The 19,960-nt window shown below is 54.2% G+C and carries 20 protein-coding genes; 10 read left to right on the forward strand and 10 right to left on the reverse strand.

The window, feature by feature from the left end:
• Window positions 1-197: 197 nt before the first annotated feature.
• The gene (locus SYN_RS16135; protein WP_011418788.1) at window positions 198-431 is read right to left on the reverse strand and encodes a hypothetical protein; all 234 of its coding nucleotides are present in this window, start codon (window positions 429-431) and stop codon (window positions 198-200) included.
• A 420-nt stretch (window positions 432-851) separates the two neighbouring features.
• On the opposite strand from SYN_RS16135, the gene modD reads away from it, so the two are divergent.
• From modD to SYN_RS15520, 8 genes are all read left to right on the forward strand, one after another.
• Complete coding sequence (modD, locus tag SYN_RS13620) at window positions 852-1,769, forward strand: ModD protein (RefSeq protein ID WP_202943570.1); 918 nt, start codon at window positions 852-854, stop codon at window positions 1,767-1,769.
• Between the two features lie 153 nt (window positions 1,770-1,922).
• Entirely contained in the window at window positions 1,923-2,903 is a 981-nt protein-coding gene (moaA, locus tag SYN_RS13625) for a GTP 3',8-cyclase MoaA (RefSeq protein ID WP_041585150.1), read from the forward strand.
• A 403-nt stretch (window positions 2,904-3,306) separates the two neighbouring features.
• Window positions 3,307-3,879 (forward strand): ATP-binding protein, encoded by a 573-nt coding sequence (locus tag SYN_RS13630; protein WP_011418791.1) that lies wholly within the window; start codon window positions 3,307-3,309, stop codon window positions 3,877-3,879.
• A 239-nt stretch (window positions 3,880-4,118) separates the two neighbouring features.
• Window positions 4,119-4,790, forward strand: coding sequence for a TIGR04282 family arsenosugar biosynthesis glycosyltransferase (locus SYN_RS13635; RefSeq protein WP_011418792.1), 672 nt, complete (start codon window positions 4,119-4,121; stop codon window positions 4,788-4,790).
• A gap of 323 nt (window positions 4,791-5,113) precedes the next feature.
• Window positions 5,114-5,860, forward strand: a complete 747-nt coding sequence (locus SYN_RS13640; protein ID WP_011418794.1) for a TIGR04283 family arsenosugar biosynthesis glycosyltransferase — start codon at window positions 5,114-5,116, stop codon at window positions 5,858-5,860.
• Between the two features lie 217 nt (window positions 5,861-6,077).
• Window positions 6,078-6,569 (forward strand): MauE/DoxX family redox-associated membrane protein, encoded by a 492-nt coding sequence (locus SYN_RS13645; RefSeq protein WP_011418795.1) that lies wholly within the window; start codon window positions 6,078-6,080, stop codon window positions 6,567-6,569.
• A gap of 12 nt (window positions 6,570-6,581) precedes the next feature.
• On the forward strand, window positions 6,582-7,094 hold the full coding sequence (locus SYN_RS13650) for a rhodanese-like domain-containing protein (protein ID WP_011418796.1): 513 nt from the start codon (window positions 6,582-6,584) through the stop codon (window positions 7,092-7,094).
• Window positions 7,095-7,130: 36 nt separating this feature from the next.
• A complete protein-coding gene (locus SYN_RS15520) occupies window positions 7,131-7,856 on the forward strand; it encodes a YdjY domain-containing protein (protein WP_011418797.1) in 726 nt (241 codons plus the stop codon).
• Between the two features lie 28 nt (window positions 7,857-7,884).
• Here SYN_RS15520 and SYN_RS13660 read toward each other — a convergent pair whose 3' ends face one another.
• Genes SYN_RS13660 through SYN_RS13700 form a run of 9 tightly spaced genes read right to left on the reverse strand, consistent with a single transcriptional unit; the run spans window position 7,885 to window position 18,278 of the window.
• A complete protein-coding gene (locus tag SYN_RS13660; RefSeq protein ID WP_011418798.1) occupies window positions 7,885-8,109 on the reverse strand; it encodes a DUF3343 domain-containing protein in 225 nt (74 codons plus the stop codon).
• Window positions 8,106-11,033: a radical SAM protein gene (locus tag SYN_RS13665; protein WP_011418799.1), complete on the reverse strand. Its 2,928-nt coding sequence runs from the start codon at window positions 11,031-11,033 to the stop codon at window positions 8,106-8,108. Before SYN_RS13665 ends, SYN_RS13660 begins: the two co-directional genes overlap by 4 nt.
• Window positions 11,034-11,092: 59 nt before the next feature.
• Entirely contained in the window at window positions 11,093-11,833 is a 741-nt protein-coding gene (locus SYN_RS13670) for an acyl-CoA dehydratase activase (RefSeq protein WP_011418800.1), read from the reverse strand.
• Window positions 11,830-13,110 carry a double-cubane-cluster-containing anaerobic reductase gene (locus tag SYN_RS13675; RefSeq protein WP_011418801.1) on the reverse strand — a complete coding sequence of 427 codons (1,281 nt, stop codon included), beginning with the start codon at window positions 13,108-13,110 and terminating at the stop codon, window positions 11,830-11,832. Before SYN_RS13675 ends, SYN_RS13670 begins: the two co-directional genes overlap by 4 nt.
• 17 nt (window positions 13,111-13,127) lie before the next feature.
• Window positions 13,128-14,306: a double-cubane-cluster-containing anaerobic reductase gene (locus tag SYN_RS13680; RefSeq protein ID WP_148202591.1), complete on the reverse strand. Its 1,179-nt coding sequence runs from the start codon at window positions 14,304-14,306 to the stop codon at window positions 13,128-13,130.
• 55 nt (window positions 14,307-14,361) lie between these two features.
• On the reverse strand, window positions 14,362-15,528 hold the full coding sequence (locus tag SYN_RS13685; protein WP_011418803.1) for a double-cubane-cluster-containing anaerobic reductase: 1,167 nt from the start codon (window positions 15,526-15,528) through the stop codon (window positions 14,362-14,364).
• A gap of 14 nt (window positions 15,529-15,542) precedes the next feature.
• Window positions 15,543-16,331, reverse strand: coding sequence for an ABC transporter ATP-binding protein (locus SYN_RS13690; RefSeq protein WP_011418804.1), 789 nt, complete (start codon window positions 16,329-16,331; stop codon window positions 15,543-15,545).
• Window positions 16,328-17,170, reverse strand: a complete 843-nt coding sequence (locus tag SYN_RS13695; RefSeq protein ID WP_011418805.1) for an ABC transporter permease — start codon at window positions 17,168-17,170, stop codon at window positions 16,328-16,330. The genes SYN_RS13690 and SYN_RS13695 overlap by 4 nt, the downstream gene beginning before the upstream one ends.
• Window position 17,171: 1 nt before the next feature.
• Complete coding sequence (locus SYN_RS13700) at window positions 17,172-18,278, reverse strand: ABC transporter substrate-binding protein (RefSeq protein ID WP_011418806.1); 1,107 nt, start codon at window positions 18,276-18,278, stop codon at window positions 17,172-17,174.
• A 262-nt stretch (window positions 18,279-18,540) separates the two neighbouring features.
• Between SYN_RS13700 and SYN_RS16315 the strand changes: the two genes are divergently transcribed.
• Together SYN_RS16315 and SYN_RS13705 are read left to right on the forward strand one after the other, a co-directional pair.
• Window positions 18,541-18,702 (forward strand): hypothetical protein, encoded by a 162-nt coding sequence (locus SYN_RS16315; RefSeq protein ID WP_011418807.1) that lies wholly within the window; start codon window positions 18,541-18,543, stop codon window positions 18,700-18,702.
• A gap of 22 nt (window positions 18,703-18,724) precedes the next feature.
• Window positions 18,725-19,894 carry a (Fe-S)-binding protein gene (locus SYN_RS13705; protein ID WP_011418808.1) on the forward strand — a complete coding sequence of 390 codons (1,170 nt, stop codon included), beginning with the start codon at window positions 18,725-18,727 and terminating at the stop codon, window positions 19,892-19,894.
• Window positions 19,895-19,960 lie beyond the last annotated feature (66 nt).

Consider the following 19,960-nt stretch of genomic DNA (forward strand, 5'->3'; position numbering starts at 1 on the left):
AAACGAGTTGTCATGATGATGCAACGAGACGACCAGAACTGCCAGGAAAAAGCCCATAAGCGAAATAAAAACAATTTTTTTGACCATGGGATGAAGCATTGTTCGATGGCGCCTTGTCGTCTTTATGAACGGTGTAAGAAATACATTATACCAGAAAGCTTGTCAATGATATTAACAAGAAGAATAGAAAAACACAGTCAAAGAGTGATTGTAGTTGTTGTGAATAAGACTTTACTTACAAACGAAATCACGCGGTCAACTGAAACCTCGGTGTGATCGACATCAATCCGGAGCGGATAAAAATGGCTGACCGGGTCTTCGATATGGGTCGAATGGCCGCCGGGATCAAGCATTTCCTTATGCAGCAAACCGGCAATAAGTAGCTGGCCGAACCCTTGATCGGATATTTTCTCTGAAATTATGCCTGCCACTTCCCTGATCGCCTCTTTAAATTAATGTACCTGACGGCTTGGCAGCATTAATATCGTGTCGCGATATTGGAACTGGTCGATTCAACCGCGCTGAATTAGAAAATATTCCTGACTCCCTCACCATTTAACACCAGCAAGAACGCCAGGTTTGTTTAAGTCACTGCCCATCCTTCCGTTGCATTCCGGACACCTTCCTTACTTTAGATTATGTATTTATTGACATATGTTTTTGTTTGCCATATACTCCTTTCCCGCAAAGCAAATATAGCAATAATTATCATATAGTTGCACGATATTTTAAATTTAAGGGAAGCATCTTCATGTTGAAAGTTCAAATACAGAAAAAAAGGCCGTCTCGATATGCAGATTGATTTTCATATCGAAAAGCCATGAATCACAATCCTGTAAGGAGAGATGATCATGTTTTACATTCCCGACCACTATATTGAAACCCTGATTAACGAAGATCTCCAACTGATGGACGTGACCACCCTCAGTATGGGGATCGAAGACCTCCCGGGCCGGTTGACATGTTACCCCAAAAGGGAATGCGTCATCGCCGGAGTGGAGGAAGCAGCCTGCATCTTCACAAAAATCGGCGCCGAAGCTGAAATCATGATCCCCAGCGGCCGGCGCGTGGAGGAAGGGAAGATCTGTCTTGCTGTCGTCGGTACCGCCGGAATGCTCCATGCCGGCTGGAAGGTCGCCCAAAATGTGATGGAATACGCCTCCGGCATCGCAACCCGGACCGCAGAGATGGTCCGTAATGCCCGAGCGGTCAAACCGGACATCAAGATAGCGGTCACACGGAAACATTTTCCCGGCGCCAAGGCGCTTTCCCTCAAGGCGGCACTGGCGGGAGGCGCCAGCATCCACAGGCTCGGCCTCTCGGACTCCATCCTGGCCTTCGAGCAGCACCGGGTATTTGCCGGTACCGATGATGACTTTCTCTCTCTGATTCCTGCCATGGCCCGTGAATTTCCAGAGAAAAAGATCGCCGTGGAAACGGATTCCCCGGAAGAGGGACTGTCTTTCGTCCGGGCGGGCGCCCATGTGGTGCAGTGCGAAAGGTTCACATTCGAAGAGCTTGCAGAGTTCGTTTCTGCAGCAAAGCAGCTCAATCCGTCCCTGGAAATATCCGCCGCGGGGGGAATCAACGCATCCAACGCTGCAGAATACGCGGCCACAGGGGTCGATTTCCTGGTGACTTCATGGATTTATTTTGGAAAACCGGAAGATGTAAAAGTGCGGATGACGTGCGAGAGATATGAAGGAGAGAGAGAAAAGGTTCTGAAGTTCTCTTCGGGTCATTACAATACGGTTCAGTGCAATGGATGATCCGAGTAGATTTCGAATAAAAATCGTGATAGTCAGCATAAGCATGGGCACTGGCGAAAGTTTCTTTGATCTGCCGGAGAACATGGTCCCGAATTTTTGAAAGGGTTATATGCTGAAAGCCATTTTTTCCCCATTTCGGGGCAAAGGATTACTATGAAAGACAGTTTTGGACGTCAGATTAATTATCTGCGGATTTCGGTCACGGATCGCTGCAACTTGAGGTGCCGCTACTGCATGCCGGAGGAAGGCATTGAAAGCAAACTGGGACATGAAGGAGTATTGAGCCTGGAAGCGTTCGCGCGCGTCGTTCGGCTTGCAGCCCAGGTCGGAATCCGCAAGGTGCGACTGACGGGGGGAGAGCCGCTGGTCCGCAGAAACATCCCGCAATTGATTCGCTACATCGCCGATGTTCCACAGATCGACGATATTGCATTGACAACCAACGGGATTCTGTTTGCCCCTATGGCGGAAGAATTAAAAGCTGCAGGACTCAACCGCGTCAACATCAGCCTGGACAGTTTCAAGGAGGACCGGTTCCGTTTTATCACCCGGGTTGGAAATCTGGATCAGGCGAAAAAGGCGATTTTCAAGGCGTTGGAGCTGAAGATGAATCCGGTGAAAATAAATACGGTAGTCATCAGGGGATTTAACGATGATGAGATTCTGGATTTTGCCCGCCTCGCTTATGATTATCCTCTGCACGTCCGTTTCATCGAGTTTATGCCGGTTGGAGACCTTCTTTACTGGAAAAAGGACCGTTTGATGAAAACAGATGAGATCCTGGAGATGGTGAAAAAGCAGTTTCTCCTGACCCGCTTCAAAGATATCCGAGGCAGTGGCCCGGCAAGATATTATAAAGCGGAAGGCGGCAAGGGTTCGATCGGTTTCATCAGCCCCATGAGCAACCACTTCTGCGCTCAATGCAATCGGATTCGAATGACAGCCGACGGGATGATTCGAGGTTGTCTGTACGACAAAAGGGAAGTTAATTTAAGACCTTCGCTGGAAAACGGCAGTGATGAAGAAATCCTGAATCTCCTTATTGAAACCATTACGCAAAAACCGGCCCGGCACATGATGGACAGCGGCTGGGGAGCGAAAAATGAACGCAAGATGTTTCAAATAGGCGGTTAGCATCCTGTCGGACCTGACCGGGAAATGACTTCATTATGTCGATTGCTCAATCCTTTTCCGTCATCCCCCATCAATAAGATCCTCTGAAGACATCTGAAAATTATTCGCGGACAACTTCCACCAGGACCTGATTCCGGTCATCTCTCCTGATTCATGCATAACAGTTATTATCAGTCGCCAACTATTCAATATATTAATTTTACGAATTCTCATACGTTTCATATAGGTTGCCACGTTCCAGAAAATTCTGGACGAATTTCAAACCACACCAGGAATCAATGGAAGGAGAAACGGAATGAAGGAAATAAAGAATGGTTGTCCTAACCTAAAATTGATCAGGGGCGTGGACTTGCGCTAGCCCAAAATTGACCACCCCAGAGCACCAGAGACCTGCTAAGAGGATGTGGTATTCCAGATCTTTCAAAGCAGGAAGAAGCGAACCGGGCAAGGAAAAAGCAAAAACCTCCAATGGATCGCCCAAAGTCTTCGTCTCTTGCCCGATCCGGTGGTCGGCGTTATGGATAGGCCGCAAAGCAAACCGGCTGACTTCTATCGTGAATTGGGAGAACTCTTCGGAGTGGGATTGACGCCCTTGAATCGCTATGACGGCTTCAAGGCCCTGCAAACAAAATGCAAAAATCACTGCCTATCCACGCTGGGCCGTCTGGTGCTGCTCATCAACGAAGCTCAGGAAGTATCGTCATCCTGTCTGACCGAACTGCGACTGCTGCAAAGCGCCACCTTCGATTCGGAAAGTATCCTATATACCATCCTTTGCGGCGGCGAATGTCTACCGGAACGGTTCCGCACCCCGGAACTTCTCCCCCTGGGAAGCCGTATCCGAGTCCGACTCCAACTGGCGCCCGCTAACTCCGGAACAACTCCGGGAATACATCAGCTTCTCCCTGGAGCAGGCCGGAAACCCACACCTGATGACCCGGGAGCTGATTCAATCCTTGATCGAACGTTTTCTTAAGGAACTTCCGCCCATTGATGGGGCACGTTGGCTGCTTGAGCGGAAATATGGCACCGTTTCTTGTTAAAGAACAAATAGTTAAGTACATTTAGGCTTGTGCGAAAGTTAAGCTTATATGCATAAGGCGGTTAAGTACAAATTATTGCCGCCCCCACTGCACCCATGATAGGATGGCGAAAAATTCATAAAGAGGGACGGCATATGCTCAAGGTGAACCTCAATGCGGGTAATCTTCGAATATGAATATGCAGAAGATCCTCCTGTTTGTGAAGTATCCGGAACCGGGGAAAGTCAAAACGAGACTGGAATCCCTTCTGGATCAAGCCGATATAGCCCGCCTTTATTTCTGCTTCGTTATGGATTTACTGGAAACTCTGGGCGGTACGGGTTGTCTTGTGGATATCATCTATGATCCACCGGAAAAGGAAAGAGAAATGGCACGCCTGTTCGGGGAGGGTTATGTTTATCGGCCGCAGGAAGGAACCGATTTAGGGGAGCGTATGAAAAATGCCTTTCAGAGTTCTTTTGCCGGGGGGATGACTTCGGTCGTGCTGATCGGGTCCGATCTGCCGGACCTGCCACGCTCTGTCTTGCGAGAGGCTTTTTCTTCCCTGGAAACGAAGGATGGCGTTCTCGGACCATCCGTCGATGGCGGGTATTATCTGGTCGGCTTCCGGAAGGGAGGGTTCTTCCCTGCGGTTTTTGACGGTATTCCGTGGAGTACGGATTTGGTCCTTTCAGAAACGATGAGGCGCTTCTCTGCCGCCGGACGAAGCATCTCTCTTCTTCCCTCGGGACGAGATCTGGATAATCCCGAGGATCTACAGGACTTTCGACGGCGGAATATGGCATCTCACTTCGCCCGTTTCCGGACGATGAATTTCCTGAATCAACTCGAATTTCCTGATTGAGCCCATGTGATCGATCCAGCTGAAAGATCCTGTAATTTTTCGAATCCTTTCATGGTCCATTATTCATCGGGCATCCATAAGCGCTGGCTCCTGTCTTGATGATGCCGTTGTCCCGAAGACGAGGGGAAACCCCCATCTTGTCTTTATACGGCCAAGTCCTTTCTGCAATTTACCAAGGAGGGTCAGGAACGGTCCCATAATGCCGTTGTTTTCCAGGCCCATGTGGCGTACTGCCGTTTCATAATACTGACCCTTTCCAAGCGGACAAACCCCGCACCCTTGCGTATTCGTAGCAAATCTTTTATAAAGGGCTCAACATCATCATGATGATGAAAGCGATATCCATGATCCTGCCATACTCAGTGATTATTCCTGTTTTCCGTGAATCGTCCTGCATAAAAGATACGATCAGACATGTCCTTGATGTGGCGGCAGGTGCTGTCATCGAGATTATCGTGGTAGACGGGGATCTTTCTGGAGGAACGATCCGGGAAATTCGCGACATCCGGAACGGCAGGGTGCGGAAGGTCCTGTCGGAAAAGGGGCGCGGGATGCAGCTCAACCGGGGGGCATCCCTGGCGCAGGGGGAAATTTTACTCTTTCTTCATGCCGACACCCGCCTTCCTGAAGGGGCCTTCGATAAAATCGCCGTTTCCATGAAAGACCAGCGGATTGTGGGAGGCGCCTTCCGGCTGGCTATCGACTCCCCGCGTCTTCCCTTCCGGCTCATCGAAAAATTTGTCGCCTGTCGATCCCGTATCCTGGGAATTCCTTACGGCGATCAGGGGATCTTTGTTCGGAAGGCCGCTTTTCAGACCCTCGAAGGATTCCGGAACGTCCCTATCATGGAGGACCTGGATCTCATGCGCCGCATTCGAAGGTGCAAAGGCCGCATCGTCATCCTTGATGATCCTGTCGTCACCTCCGCCCGCCGCTGGGAACAGGAAGGGATCCTTTACTGTACCCTGCGAAACTGGTGTCTTGTCCTGTTCTTTCTGCTAGGCGTTCCTCCGGAAAAACTTCTCAAATTTTATCCCTCCTCACGCACTGCGCCTCCCCGCGCCCGGTAAAGGTAGCTCCTTTCGCCTCTTCTATACTCATACCGTGAAGATTTTAGCGGCATCTCTTCCAGTCATTCCCTGCGGATTCATGCCATACGGTTATTTTAGACCGCTAACTATTCAATATAGTGATTTGACGCATTTCCTCTAATCTCGTATAGATTACCACGTTTCCGATCATCGGGAGCGAAAAAAGACCTCGGAAAAAGAAGGAGCAAGTTCGAAATTGTGGAATAGCATCGTCAGACTGCTTTCCTCCCTTTGGATCTACCGGGGAGTCCGCCTTGCCCTTGCAGTTCTGTTCATCTATGGCGGCATCGTCAAACTCCTGGATCCCCATGCCTTTGCCCGCACCATTTCCGCCTATGATCTCGTTCCGGACGCCCTATTGCCCGTTGTGGCCATTGGATTGCCCATTGTGGAACTCCTTGCGGGGCTTGCCCTCGTCTTTGACCTTCGGGGTAGTCTCGCAACGATTGCCGGGCTTTTTTTCCTTTTTCTGGCGGTCCTGGGTTACGGCATTCTCCAGAATCTGGACGTGGACTGCGGCTGCTTCGGAGCTGAGGAGCTGGACAAGCAAGCAGGTTTGCGGCTCGCCTTCTATCGGGACCTGGCTATGGCGGGTATCGTGATCCCTTATCTCTATCTTTCCCGTTGGATGCGCCTCAAAAAAGAGAAAGCCCCGGAAATTGGGCCGACAGAAAAAAATAAATTGTAAAGGAGAAGAAAGATGTTCAAAAAGAGAAGTGTATGGATACTGGCAACCCTCGCGGTCTTTTTGCTGGGGATTACAGGCAACGCCCTGGCGGCGTGGGGAACGAAGGAACTGCAGACGGAAAAGAGCGCCGTGGCGCTGGCCCGGGAAATGGACCGGGGAAATTACAAGCTCGTCACCACGGAAGAACTGAAAAGCTGGATGGACAAAAAGACCCCGATGCTGATCGTCGATACCATGCCTTATGAGGCAAGTTACAAGAAACAGCATGTTCCGGGAGCGGTGCAGATGGAATTTCCCATTCCGGAGATGACCACCCTGGATGACGGCAAGAAGGCCGCCTTGGAAAAGCTCCTGGGGCCGGACAAGAATCGCCTCGTCGTTTTCTACTGCGGCTTTGTGAAATGCACCCGGAGCCACAACGGCGCCATGTGGGCCGTGAAGCTGGGCTACAAGAACGTTTATCGCCACCCCGGCGGAATCATGGCCTGGGATCAGGCGGGCTATCCTGTGGAAAAAGTCAAATAGGGTAATGTCCTCGAATTTTAAGGGAGTTAAAACGATATGAGAGAACGGATTTCATCTATCCCCTGTCAGGATTTCTCCCGGCGGGATTTTCTTCGTTCTCTGCTGATCGCCAGTGGGGCTGTTCTTCTCGGACCGCAGGGTCTCCTGGAGGCAGCCCCCCTCCTTGCCGGAGGAAGGGACTGGCCTGGAGACTGGCCGACGTCCGGCAACCCCGTCATGGTGGACACGGCAAGGCGAATTGTTAAACTTTACACGAAGCTTCAGCTGCGTCACCTTACGGAGACGACTCCCCACTGGGGAATCGGTTATTCCGGGGGAAAGTTAGCCGACAAGTTCATTCTCGTGTCTCCGGCGGGACCAGTGGCCTTGCATGACGCCCTGGTCCGGATCAGAGCCAGAGCGGGGAACAATCTTCCCCTTGACGGTTACGGCAAATTTGTCGACGGGGATCGCCTGATCCTGTCTGCCCAATGGCCGGGCCTTCCGACACCGGTCGGCCTTAACGAGATCTTTTATGATTCGGCGGGGAAGGGGTTCGATATCCGTTTTGGCGGAAACAGGGCCATTGCGGCGGAAAAGAAAACGGGTTGCCTCACCTGCCTGGAATCCTGCCCGATCGGCATATCGAGCAATGCCGTCTATCCCCACCTCAGCACGCTGCAGCGGATGCTGCGCCCCACTTCTTCCTTCCGTGGGAAACCGGAGAGGCTTCCGAACAAAGAGGCCGTTCCGATCGTTGTCTTTTATCAGTTGGCTCCATAATCCGTCCCCCCTCGAAGTTCACGAAAATCTACAGAAATACCATACTTTCCCAGTCTGCCGCCCCCTGCAGCATTCCAACCACTGTTTCCTGCTGGTCCATGGCAATCCGGAGACAGACCCCGCAATCCGCGCTGATGTGCCGGGGAACGGGGATCAGTTTATGATCAATTTCCCAGTCCTTGAGGATCTTTTCCGCCTTCAGGACGTAGCTGACGGAAGGAAAGAGAAAAACGCAGTACTGTGGCGCATTCATTTCGGGTCTTCCTCCCTGTGCGGCCAGAGAGGGCATCGATTCAAGATGCACTCCTTGTTTTGGGGAAACTGTTCACAGGCGAGTGCTCGATCCGCTTTCAAGAATTTCCCCAGCTTTTCTTCGAGTATGCGCGAAGCCGCCTGAATGGCCAGCCAGGAATCCCTCTGGCAGCAGCGGGGCGCATCATAGGAGGCGATCTCCCCGAGCGCCTTCCGGGTCACCTGCTGAACAGTCTGTCTCTTTTCTCCATCGTAGGGGGTCGCCGCAGTCAGGACGGAAAAGGCGATCCCGACGCCAATCGCTGCGCCGCATGCCCCGAGGAAGGCGCAGGCCCCCCCGGCAATCGTTTGTCCCCGTTGGATTCCCGTGAGAATCTGTTCATCCGAAATATCGTCTCCGGAGTTTCGCAAGGCCGTCAAAATGACGGCGGGAACCAGTGAATGATGCTCGGGACCGTGGATCCGGAAATGAGGGTGGGACCGGATCGTCTGCATCAGTACGACAGCATCGGCTTCCCGGCTGTTCAGACAGACCTGCCGGATAATTCCCACGGCATCGGCGCTGTGGCAGGAATCGCAGACAAAATGACCGTTGACGCATTGGGTGTTGGCCGGCAGGGAGCGTCCGCAGTAAAAGCACGACAGGCTTCGGTCCACGTCAAAATAGAGAAGTTCAGCGCCGCAAAGCAGGCAGCCGGACCTGTGGGGGGCATCGTTCAAAACCGGCTTTTGAGAGGGCTGTTCCGGCGCCGCAAAGCAGGCGCAGGTCGGTTCGGTTTCAACCTCTTTCATAAGGGATTCAAAATCGGGAAAGTCATAGAGAACCGGCCGCTGGTTTTCCGCGGGCTTGACCGCCGAATAGGTGATGGAATGGAAATCGTACCCTTTCACCGTCCGGTAGGGGTATCCCGAGACGATCCTGCTGTGCGAAAATCCGAGGTCATTGAGCAGACCGAAAAGATCCAGGTAGCGCAGCGCACCGCCGATGCATTCCCCCCGCAGTTTCTCATTGTATTTGATTTCGAGGGGGATGTCCTGATTGCAGGTGATATCGGAGATGATCAGACGGCCTCCAGGTTTCAAAACCCGGAATATTTCCTGAAATACCCGGCGTTTGTCCGGAGAGAGGTTCAAAACGCAGTTGGAGATCACTAAATCCACGGATCGGTCGTCCAGGGGCAGGCTTTCCAGGAAAGCCTTTTTGAAGATGATGTTATCGTAGGAAAGACTTTCCGTCACCCGCACTTTGGTCTTTTCGGCAACGTCGAGCATGGCATCGCCCATATCGATGCCGATGACCCTTCCCTGAGGCCCGGTCAATCTGCCGGCAATAAAGCATTCGATTCCCGTGCCGCTTCCCAGATCGACGACGGATTCTCCTGGCTGTATATTGGCTTCCAGCACCGGTGATCCGCAGCCGTAACTCCGATAGCGCTTCTCTTCCGGAATGTGTGCAATCAGGCTTTCCTCATAGCAGATCGGGTTGAGGATATCTTCCTGGAGAGTTTCAGCCGCTCCGGAATAGAAGCGATTGACCTGGGTGTGGATATCGTGCCCCGGCAGGGTGAGCACGCAATTGGAATGGGTGAAGAACACGGCGCTGCCTTCGACAGGGCATTCCCCCAGCTTTTCCCCCATTTTCAGTTTGAAGGCGGGATAGCCGACCGTTTCGTATTGCCGGGCCTCGCGCACGATGAGCTCTTTGGCGATACTTGTGTAGAGTTCCCCATAGGGATCGTCCCCGGCAATTTGTCCGGAAGAAAGATAGCTGTGATCGATGTCGCCGCCGCCGATAATATATCGGAAAGGATTAGCCCGATAGACCTCGCTGGTATCCAGGGAGGCGTTGCGGACTGCTTTTAGAACGGGGCTGTTTTCCCATACCTCCTTCAGTCCTTCAGAGACAGGACCGCAGCGCATACCCTCCGTATAGACGAGCGCCGGCGTCGGGTAAACCTGGCCATCCGGCCCGATGGCCAGCGATTGCCAACCCGCATTGCTCAAATCATACCGCGTTCCGGGGCAGGAAAAGACCTGTGACCGGATACTTTCGATGTTGTCGATCTTTACTCCCAACCGATCCGCCCGTTCCCAGGCGGCTTTCAGGTGAAGGAAAATCTTGTCCGGATCGACAAAAAAACCCTCGTTTGCGTTACCTTTTCTGAAAAGCCAGAGGAAATGGACGTTGGAAACGCACTGACTGGAGGCAAAATCGATGATCCCTGCCATTTCCCCGACATTGGAACGGTTCACAGTCATGGAAAGGGTGATGGGAAAACCGAGTTCCCGGAGCATCGCAAGATTTTCGTTCAACCGCCGGAAAGACTGCGGTCCCCGTAAGGCGTCATGATTGGATTCCAGACCGTCGACGCTCACCTGAAAGTGGAGACGCTCCTGGGGAAGAGTTTGGAAAAAATCTTTTGATCCGGGCAGAAGGGACAGGTTGGTCAAGACCGCAATATGGGTATCGGGACGTTGAAGAATTTCCTGTACGCTTGAAAAAAAGGCCTCGGCCAGAAGGGGCTCGCCGCCGGTGAAGAAAAAAAGCCGGCATCCCAGCGCATAGACCTCACGAATGATCCGGTTGCAATCCTCCGGCTCAAGTTCATCCCGCTCCCGGGGGGAAGACTGAAACATGCAATGCCTGCATTCCAGATTGCAGCGGTTGGTGATATGAAGCCAGCATTCCTTGAGGCCATCCAGATTCAGGTGTCCGGAGCGGGAGAAATAGCTAGTCCCTGCCGGGCCCTCGATCCGTTTCAGCAGGTTCGAAATATCCCCGGAAATTTGCCCTTTTTCCTCAAACTCAACCAGGGCTTCATCCGCCGCCTGATTGGGTACGAACCAGTCCGGAATATCGGGACGAACATAGATCGGAATAGAGTCGTATTCAATGCGCTGCCAGTCTGTTATCTTTGTCATCATATTTCTATCCGTTCACAATCGGGGGAAATCGGCAAGAAAAAAAACCGGCGCCGATGTTGTTATAACGCGCTCAACGCGGCCCCGACCGCCCCCACGATCTGCGGATCGGAGGGGACAAAGACGGTGCTGGCCATCTCCTCTTCGAGAAGGACCCGGACGCATTCGTTCAAGGCAACGCCTCCGGCGAAAAAGATTTTCCCCGGTACGGGCACCTTTTTCAGGAGACCCACCGAGCGGCTCACGATGGCCTTGTGAATGCCCAGGGCCACCTCATTGCGCGGCACACCCTTGGCGGTCAGGGAAACCACCTCGGATTCGGCAAAGACGGTACAGGTGCTGTTGATTTTGACCGCCTTTTCGGCCGAAAGGGCCGCCTGGGCGAATTCTTCCAGAGAAAAGCCCAGGGCGGTCGCCATGACCTCCAGGAAACGGCCCGTGCCCGCGGCACACTTGTCGTTCATCTCGAACTTCCGCATATTCCCGTCGCTGTCCAGGGAAATGGCCTTCGTGTCCTGTCCGCCGATGTCCAGGATGGACGAACAATCCTGCGAAAAAAAGCGGGAGCCCACGGCAAAGGCCTTGATCTCGCTGATCACCGGGCAGTCCAGATGCCCCTTGATGAGATGGCGGCCGTATCCGGTGGCGGTGAGCGCGTCGAATACGGTATCCCCGATCAGTTCCTGTGCCGTTTCCAGGGGATTGTAAGACGTGAGCGTCTTACGGGAGAGGACGAGCTTTCCCTCTTCGAGGATGGCCAGCTTGACGGTCCGTGATCCGATGTCTATTCCGGCGATTCTCATTTGTTCTCCAACCGCTCGACAAAGGCTTCGATCCGCGTCTTGAGCTGTCCCGCGTCTTCCTGGCTGTAGTCGGTCTCCAGGCGCAGCGTCGGGATGCCCGACTTTTCCAGTTCCTTCTCGACGGGACCGCTTTCCACCATGTGAGGCTGGCAGAATTGGAGGCTGTAATGGATCACGCCTTGGGCATTCAGTTTCTTCGTCATTTCCTTCACGTAGTCCACCCGGGAGGGATTCGGCGTAAAGACGGCGCAGTCGATGCTGAAATACCGCTCCGTGAGGGCGTCGAGGAGGTCCTCCTCCGTTTCGCCCCTGAATTCCGTCAGCCAGCGCGTTCCCCGCTCACCCACGCAGGATTCCTCGCCGACGATGACCGCATTGCTCGATTCGATCAGCATGGGGAGTTTCCAGTTGGGAACGGCCATGGGACACCCGGAAACAATGACCCGCGTTGTCCCCTGCGCAAAAACGCCAATCCCTTGTTTCACGCGTTCTTCCAGCTCATCACAGAGCTGGTTGACCGAATGGGTAAAGCGAACCGGGTCGTCATAGAAAAACACCTGGTTTACCAGGAGGGCGTCCAGACCGGATATCGGCGCCGGATCGGCCGCGCGAATCGCCGCCAGCCTTTTTACCGCCATCCGCTTCGCATTGACGACTTCAATGCCCTTCTTGAGCGAGTCGGGGGTGATCTTCTTTCCGCTGACACTTTCCAGCTTCGCGGCGAACCTGCGGTATTCCTCCTTCAGTAAGGCCCGTCCCATGTCGGATTTTGTCTGGTGAAGATCGATGACGTACAGATCCGTGACCAGCGGGCCCAGGATTTCATAAGCCTTCTTCTTGCCGTCGCAGGTGTTCTCTCCCACGACCACGTCGCAGGCTTCCAGGTAGGGGCAGACCTTGCCGAACTTGAACCCGAAGGCGGACTTGATGAGCGCGCAGGTGTTTCTCGGCAGAACCTCTTCGGCGCCCTCGAAATTGAACTCCGCCCCGGCGCACAATCCCACGGATACCCCGTCCACGGCCAGGATCAGTTCTTCCGGGACGAAGACGCAGTACGAGCCGACGACGATCCTTCCCCGGGCTTTTGCCTCCATCAGCTCCTGGATGCGCAGTCCGTGCACCTCGCTCATGACAAAGTCGAAATACTTCATTCCTTCGGGACGGTCTTTCTGGGAAAGAAAGATGTCTCCATAGGCGCTGCCCAGAATGGACAGCAGCGCGTCGTGACTTTTCAGGTCAAGGCCGAGTTCCGACCACATTTTTGTATAATCCGCCATGACATATCTCCTTATCTTTATTTTCTGGTTTCCAGGCTTTCAAAGAGGGCCTCCACCCTGGTCCGGATCTGTTCGATGTCGCCGTCGGAGTAGTCCGTTTCGATCTTCAGACAGGGCAAACCGTGCCGATCCTGGATATGATTGCGAATCTTGTAGGACTCCACGTTGTAGGCGTGACAGGCATGCAGAACGACGTCGATGACGGCATCCGGTTGAAACCGGGTGATCATTTTGTCCAGCAGGTCCAGGCGGCGGCGATTCGGCGTCATGCAGGAACAGGGGATGCTCAGGGTGCTTTCCGCCACGGCCCTCAGGGGATCGCCGCTATTCTCCTCGATCCTGATGAAATAGTTCTTCATTCCGCTGCATGCCTCCAGGGCCACAATCACCCCGCCGGCTTCCTCGATGATCTGCAGGACCTTGCAGGCATCCCCTCCAACGGGACAGCCGCTGACCAGGACCCGCGGGGAAGAAAAAGTACCGAAACATTGCCCCAGGGCAATCCGCTGATCAATACTGGAGGAGATCTTTTCGATCAGGTCCTGAAATTCAACGCTGTTCGCCACATGTTCAAGGGTGATGACATTGTAGATCTCACGCCAGGAGACCGGGATCGGGCGGCAGGTCAGATAGGCGAAAAAGCGGCCCATGAGGCGGTTCTTGCGATTGGTCTCCCGGATCTCCGCCTCCAGCCGATCTGCGGCAAGGGAAGTCTGAAGGGTCTTTTCCAGAAAGTACTGAAGCTTGAGGACACTTTCTCTCCAGCGGTCCAATACCGCCGAGTCATCGGGAAGTTGCGGGAGATCCATGATGAATGTCGGCTTGAGATGGGCGATCAACTCGAACATCTTCTTCTTGCCGTCGCAGGTCGTTTCCCCGATGACGGCATCGGAAGAAGCAAAGAAAAAGCAGGAATTGGTCTGGATGAATCCGAAGCTGGATTTGATCATTGGGCAGAGGTTGGCGGGCAGGACCGCTTCCGCCGCGGGAACGGTCCGTTGCGAGGCGGCGCAGAGGGAGACGGGAACGGCGCCCATGGCCCTGATCATTTCAACCGGTGCATAGCCGCAATAGACGCCGACGACGGGATTCCCCTGCTCCCTTTTGTTCAAAACATATTCAAGGAAGCGGCGAACGGGGTCCGCAACCTGGGCATTCTCAACTAGAGGTGGGAATGTTGCCACTGCTGTCTGCATGACTTTGACTTTCCTTTTCTCTTCACAATATTCCCTTACATCTTGGCAGCAGAAATCAAATGCTTTCCAGCAGAGCCTCAACCCTTGTCCGGATCTGTTCAACGTCCCCCTCGGAATAGTCCGTTACGATTTTCAGATAGGGCAGATTGTGCTTCTCTTTCAAGTAGTTCATGATTTTGATGGCTTCGATGTTGTAGGAGTGGCAGGCATGAAGGACCACTTCGACGACCGCGTCGGGCTGAAAAGCGGCAAGGGCCTTGTCCAGCTCGGTCAGGCGTCGCGTATTGGGGGTCATGCAGGAGCAGGGGATCTCGAGATAGTGGCGTGCCACGGAGTCAATAGGATTCCCCGTTTTTTCCTCGATGTCGGCAATAAAAGGTTTCATGCCCGAGCAGGAGTCCATGGCCACGACAACGCCCCCCGCCTCTTCGATGATCCGGAACACCTTGGTCGAATCCCCTCCCACAGGACAGCCCGTGACCAGCACCCGGGGAGAGGACGGGGCTCCGTAATAAATGCCCTTTGCCTCCCGCTCTTCGAGCCTTTCGAAGACTTCCTTGAAGACGGGCAGAAGATCCTCCGTCGTTGCCACCTGGGCAAGAAAGCACAGTTCATAGAGTTCACTCCAGCTCAGAAGCGGCGGCTTCTTTTCTGCGTATCCAAAGACGCGCCGCATCAGGCGGTTCTTAATATTGGTTGCCTGAATCTCCGCCTCGATGCCCTCCGATGTTCCGAACGTGCCAAAGGTATTCTCCAGGAACCCCTTGAGTTTGGAAATCATCGTCGCCCAGTTGGCCCTCGCCTCCACCTCGTCGGGGAGCTGGGGCAGGTCCATGACGAACATGGGCCTGTGGGAAAAGATCAGCTCAAACATCTTCTTCTTGCCGTCACAGGTCGTTTCCGCCACGACCGCATCGGAAAGGGCGAAAAAGGGGCAGGTATCGGTAAGGATGAAGCCGTAGCTCGATTTGATCAGAGGGCAGAGATTGGCGGGAAGCACCGCCTCCGCCGCCGGGATCGTCTTGTTGGCAAAGGCGCACAGAACGGCCGGAACGGCCCCGACGGCACGGATCACCTCCATGGGGGCGTAGCCGCAGTAGGTCCCCGCCACGGGCATGCCCGCCGAGCGCTTGTTCGCGATATACGAGAGGGCCCGTTTGGGCGCCTCTCCGGCAAACTCGTCATTGATCAAAGGTTTTACATCCGGTACATTAAAGGTCATTCTTCTTCCCTCCCTTATCCGTTCTTTCCAGTCGCGGAAAAAGCAGCCTCCCGTTCCAGGATCGAGAGGATGTGCTCTGCCAGTTGTCCATAGGTCGGATGGGCCCGGTCCCGCGGGCGTTCCATCCCTACATTGAAAATTTCCAGGATGCGACCAGGGCGGGCGGACATGACCAGAATGCGATCCGCCAGATAGATGGCTTCGTCGACGCCGTGGGTCACAAACAGGATGGTTTTGCGGAAATTTTCCCAGACGCGCAGCAGTTCCTTCTGCAGCAGGATCCTCGTATGGGCGTCAAGGGCCCCGAAGGGTTCGTCCATGAGCAGGACATCCGGGTCGTTGGCAAGGGCCCGGACAATGGCCACCCGCTGTCTCATCCCCCCGGAAAGCTCATGGGGAAAGGCCCCGGAGAAATCCTCCATCCCCACGAGACGCAGGTACTCTTTTGCCTTTGCTTCACGTTCTTCCCGGGGCGCTCCGCCGAACTCCGGACCAAGGGCCACATTGTCCAGCACCGTTCTCCAGGGGAGCAGGGAATATTCCTGGAAAACCATACCGATCTCTTTCTGCGGCCGAGAGACCGGCTCTCCCCGGTAGCCGATCCGGCCGGCAGAGATCGTTTCGAGGCCCGCTATCATCCGCAGCAGGGTCGATTTGCCGCATCCCGAAGGACCCACAATGCACACAAAGTCGTTTTCGGAAACATTGAAGCTGGTCTCCGCCAGGGCTTCCAAGGTCCCGCCGTTGTTTGTCCGAAAGGTTTTGCGCAGTCCTTCGATGCGGAGAATGGGCCCAGGTGTCATCGGGTCAATCTCGTCCAGACGAATTTACGATCTTCAATCAGGCGAAAGAAGAGATCCAGAACGGCGCCGACGATGCCGATGCTGATCATTCCGGCAATGACGATGTCCGTCCGGGCCAGCGTATAGGCATGGGTGATCAGGTAGCCCACGCCGGAGATGCTCCCCGGCAGCATTTCGGCGGACACGAGGCACATCCAGGCGACCCCAAGCCCGATCCGCATGCCGTTGACGATGGAGGGTGCGGCGGCAGGCAGCAGGATCTTCCGGAAGATATCCCACTCGCCGGCCCCCAGAACACGGGCCGAATCCAGCAGGGTGCTCCGCACGCCCATCACTCCGTGGATGGCGCTGGTCAAAACCGGGTAGAAGGCCCCGATGAAGATGATAAAGATCATCGACAACTTGAGGTTGTTGAGATACAGGTATGCCTTACCCTCTTCCACCCCGAACATCGAGGCGAGACTGGCCACCCCGAACCACGCCAGCACCAGCGGCACCCAGGCAAGGGGGGGAATGGGCCGGAACAGGGCGAGGAAGCCGTTTAGGAGCCTGTAGACCGTTCCGTAATAACCCATCAGGATTCCCAGGGGGATGGCGAGGCAGACGGCAAGCAGATAGCCCGCCAGGACCCGGACGAGACTGATGACCACGTTGGTGACGAGAGACCCCATGGCGATCAGGCTCTCCGTCGGCTGGAGGAAGAGGGCGGCAACCTGTCCGACGCCGGGCAGGATCACCTCATTGTCCAATTGCCGGTCGATTGCGCCCCAGAGGACGAGAAAAAGAACAGGAATCAGCAGATAAGCACCGATCCGGACGAGGATGCTTTGAAACCCCATGCTACAATTTCACTTTGTCGATAAAGCGCAGATCGAAAAGGACCGGTTTGACTTCATTGATCGTTTTTCCTTTCAGACGGCTCGTGAAGTTGCCCATCGAATTCAGTATGGTCATGTACTTGTCGGCGCCGTGCATCCAGCTTTTGGTGAACTTCGGCAGGAAAACGAGCTTCGAGGCCTTTGCGGTATCGGCCGGCAGACCAATCCACTCGGCGGTCAGGGTCCCCGCTTCGATCCTGTGCTTGTTGCACCAGGCGTTTGTTTTGGCGATAAGCTCCACAAATTTCTGCACAACGTCGGGATGTTTGGCAATGGTCTGCTCGCTCGCCACCGTGACGCAGCAGGGGAAGTCGTGCCAGTAGCCCTTTGGCGGAAGATCCCGAAGATCGACAATGATCTTGCCCACCCCCCGGCTGACGGCCACTTCGGGAAAGGGCGAGGGACCGACGATGGCCTCAACCTGTTTGCTTGCCAGGGCGGGGATCATGTTCGTCGTTTCCTTCAGATCGACGAGGAGAACCTGTGCCGACATGTTGGTCGGATCTTCCGTGACCCTGATCCCGGAGGACTTCAGGGCGCCCTCCAGGACGATCTTCGGTGCACTCGTGGGTGAGTGATAGCCCACTTTGACGGGCTTCTTCGCCTTTTTCGCATGGGCCAGGAAAGCATTCCAATCCTTGAGCTGGGAGTCCTTGGGAACCACAAGGCCCATGCCTTCCGTCTGGAGGGGAGAGAGAATCTTCATCGGCGTACCCTTATCGACCCCGGCCATGATGGCGGTCACCGAGGCCATGGCGAGATCGAGCTGATTCCGTGCGAAGAGCGACGCTGTTTCCGCACCGCTTTTTGCCACGATCAACTGGAGCGTGGCGATCGGCTTTCCGTTGCTCACCAGTTCATACTTGTCCTTGGCAACAACCGGTCGCAGGTAAACGCCCATGGATTTGAAGGCCTCTCCCTTCTGCAATGCGACCATAAAGGGGGTATGATGGGTCGTGAAGATATAGCCCACTTTCAGATTGGGAATCTCCGCCGCCCAAGCGGTGTGAACCAGGAACAAGGCTGCAAAGAATAAAATGAGAAGAGCCCATTTCGAATTTTTCATCATGAATTTCTACGCCTCCTTAATGTCTGTCTCCGGTCTGATTTTTCCGATTCCTTATATACCAAGTGGTTATATGTCAAATTAATAATAGTTATAGATATCCGGGTTGTATCAACTTCTCGAATTCAACCTGTGATGGGTGACTGATGATCCCCGATTCTGCCTGTAAAGAATAATCCCAGCTGTTTTATTCTTTTTATCAATTGGACTTATTCGAGGGAAAAAATATATTGGCAGGCTAACTCACAAAAAGAAGGAAAAGACCGTGGTCGAAGACAACGGATCCTATGCGATTCCTGGCGCCAATGTAATGACCGGCCCCCAGGGCAAGTTCTCCGACGGCAGTACATTTACCTTCGAACATGCCATAAGGATGGCAGGTAAAACTGAGATGACGGTTTACGGATTTCATCGAGATTTGGGTTGAGAGTTGGCCTTAAGAGGATGGGATGAATTCGGGAAAAACGGGAGCAGATCCTTTCGCCGCACGAGAAGTCGGGGCTGCGCTATCGGAGAAAATAAGGGAAATTTCCGAAGGCTGCGCTCGATGCGGGGCCTGCCGGAAGGAATGCGCCTTCTTGAGAAAGTACGGCACACCAGGAGAGATTGCCGACGCCTACGATCCGGTGGATGATCTTTCTTTGTCCATGGTCTTCGAGTGCAGTCTCTGCCGTCTGTGTGCAGCCGTGTGTCCCGCGAAGCTCAATCCGGCGGAGATGTTTCTGGAGATGCGCCGGGAGAGAATGCGGCGAGATCCCCGGCCCTTCCCGGAGCACAGAGGTCTTCTGGCCTACGAAAAAACGGGGAACTCGAAACTCTTTGCTTGTTATGCCCTGCCCACCGGCTGCGATACGGTTTTTTTCACCGGTTGTGCCCTGCCGGGAACGAGACCAGAGCAGACCTTCCAGCTTTACCGGAAAATGCAACGGGCAATCCCTGGATTAGGCGTCGTTATGGAATGCTGCAACAAGATTTCCCATGACCTCGGGAGGCAGGTGCATTTTCAGGCCGTGTTCGAGAAGATGAGAACTTGCCTGGTCAGCCGGGGCGTGAAAAAAATTATCGCAGCCTGTCCCAATTGTTACCGCATGTTTGATGAGTATGGGAGGGGACTTTCCGTGATCACCGCCTATGAAGTCCTGGCGGAACATGCGGGTTCGGAAACTCTTCCCGGAAATCAAATCATTGCCGTCCACGATCCCTGCGGACTTCGATTCAAAGAGCAGGCTCAGGCGGCGGTCCGGCGTCTGGTGACTCGGCAGGGCGCGCAGATCGAAGAATTGCGTCACTCCGGCCGAAGAACGAGCTGCTGCGGCGAAGGGGGAGGCGTCAGATGCCTTTCGCCGGAATTAGCCGGCCATTGGGGGAAAGAAATCAGGGAAGAAGCAAAAGGAAGAAGAATCCTGACCTATTGCGCCGGTTGCGCCAATTCTCTGAACGGGTTGACCCCGACCAGCCATATCGTCGATTTTGTCTGTGATCCCGAAGCAACCCTGGCCGGGCGGGCCAAGGTCTCCAAGCCCCCCGTAACGTATCTGAACCGGCTGATCCTGAAGTGGCGCTTCAGGAAGGCAATGGATGCACACGTAATCCGTAATCGAGGGCGTGTGACCGTCTAATTGGACTTTGATTCCCCAGTCTTCTCAGTTAAGCAATAATTGCCAACGGAATTGAACTCAAAAAGG

The sequence above is a fragment of the Syntrophus aciditrophicus SB genome, assembly GCF_000013405.1.
In the GTDB taxonomy this organism is placed as follows: Bacteria; Desulfobacterota; Syntrophia; order Syntrophales; family Syntrophaceae; genus Syntrophus; species Syntrophus aciditrophicus.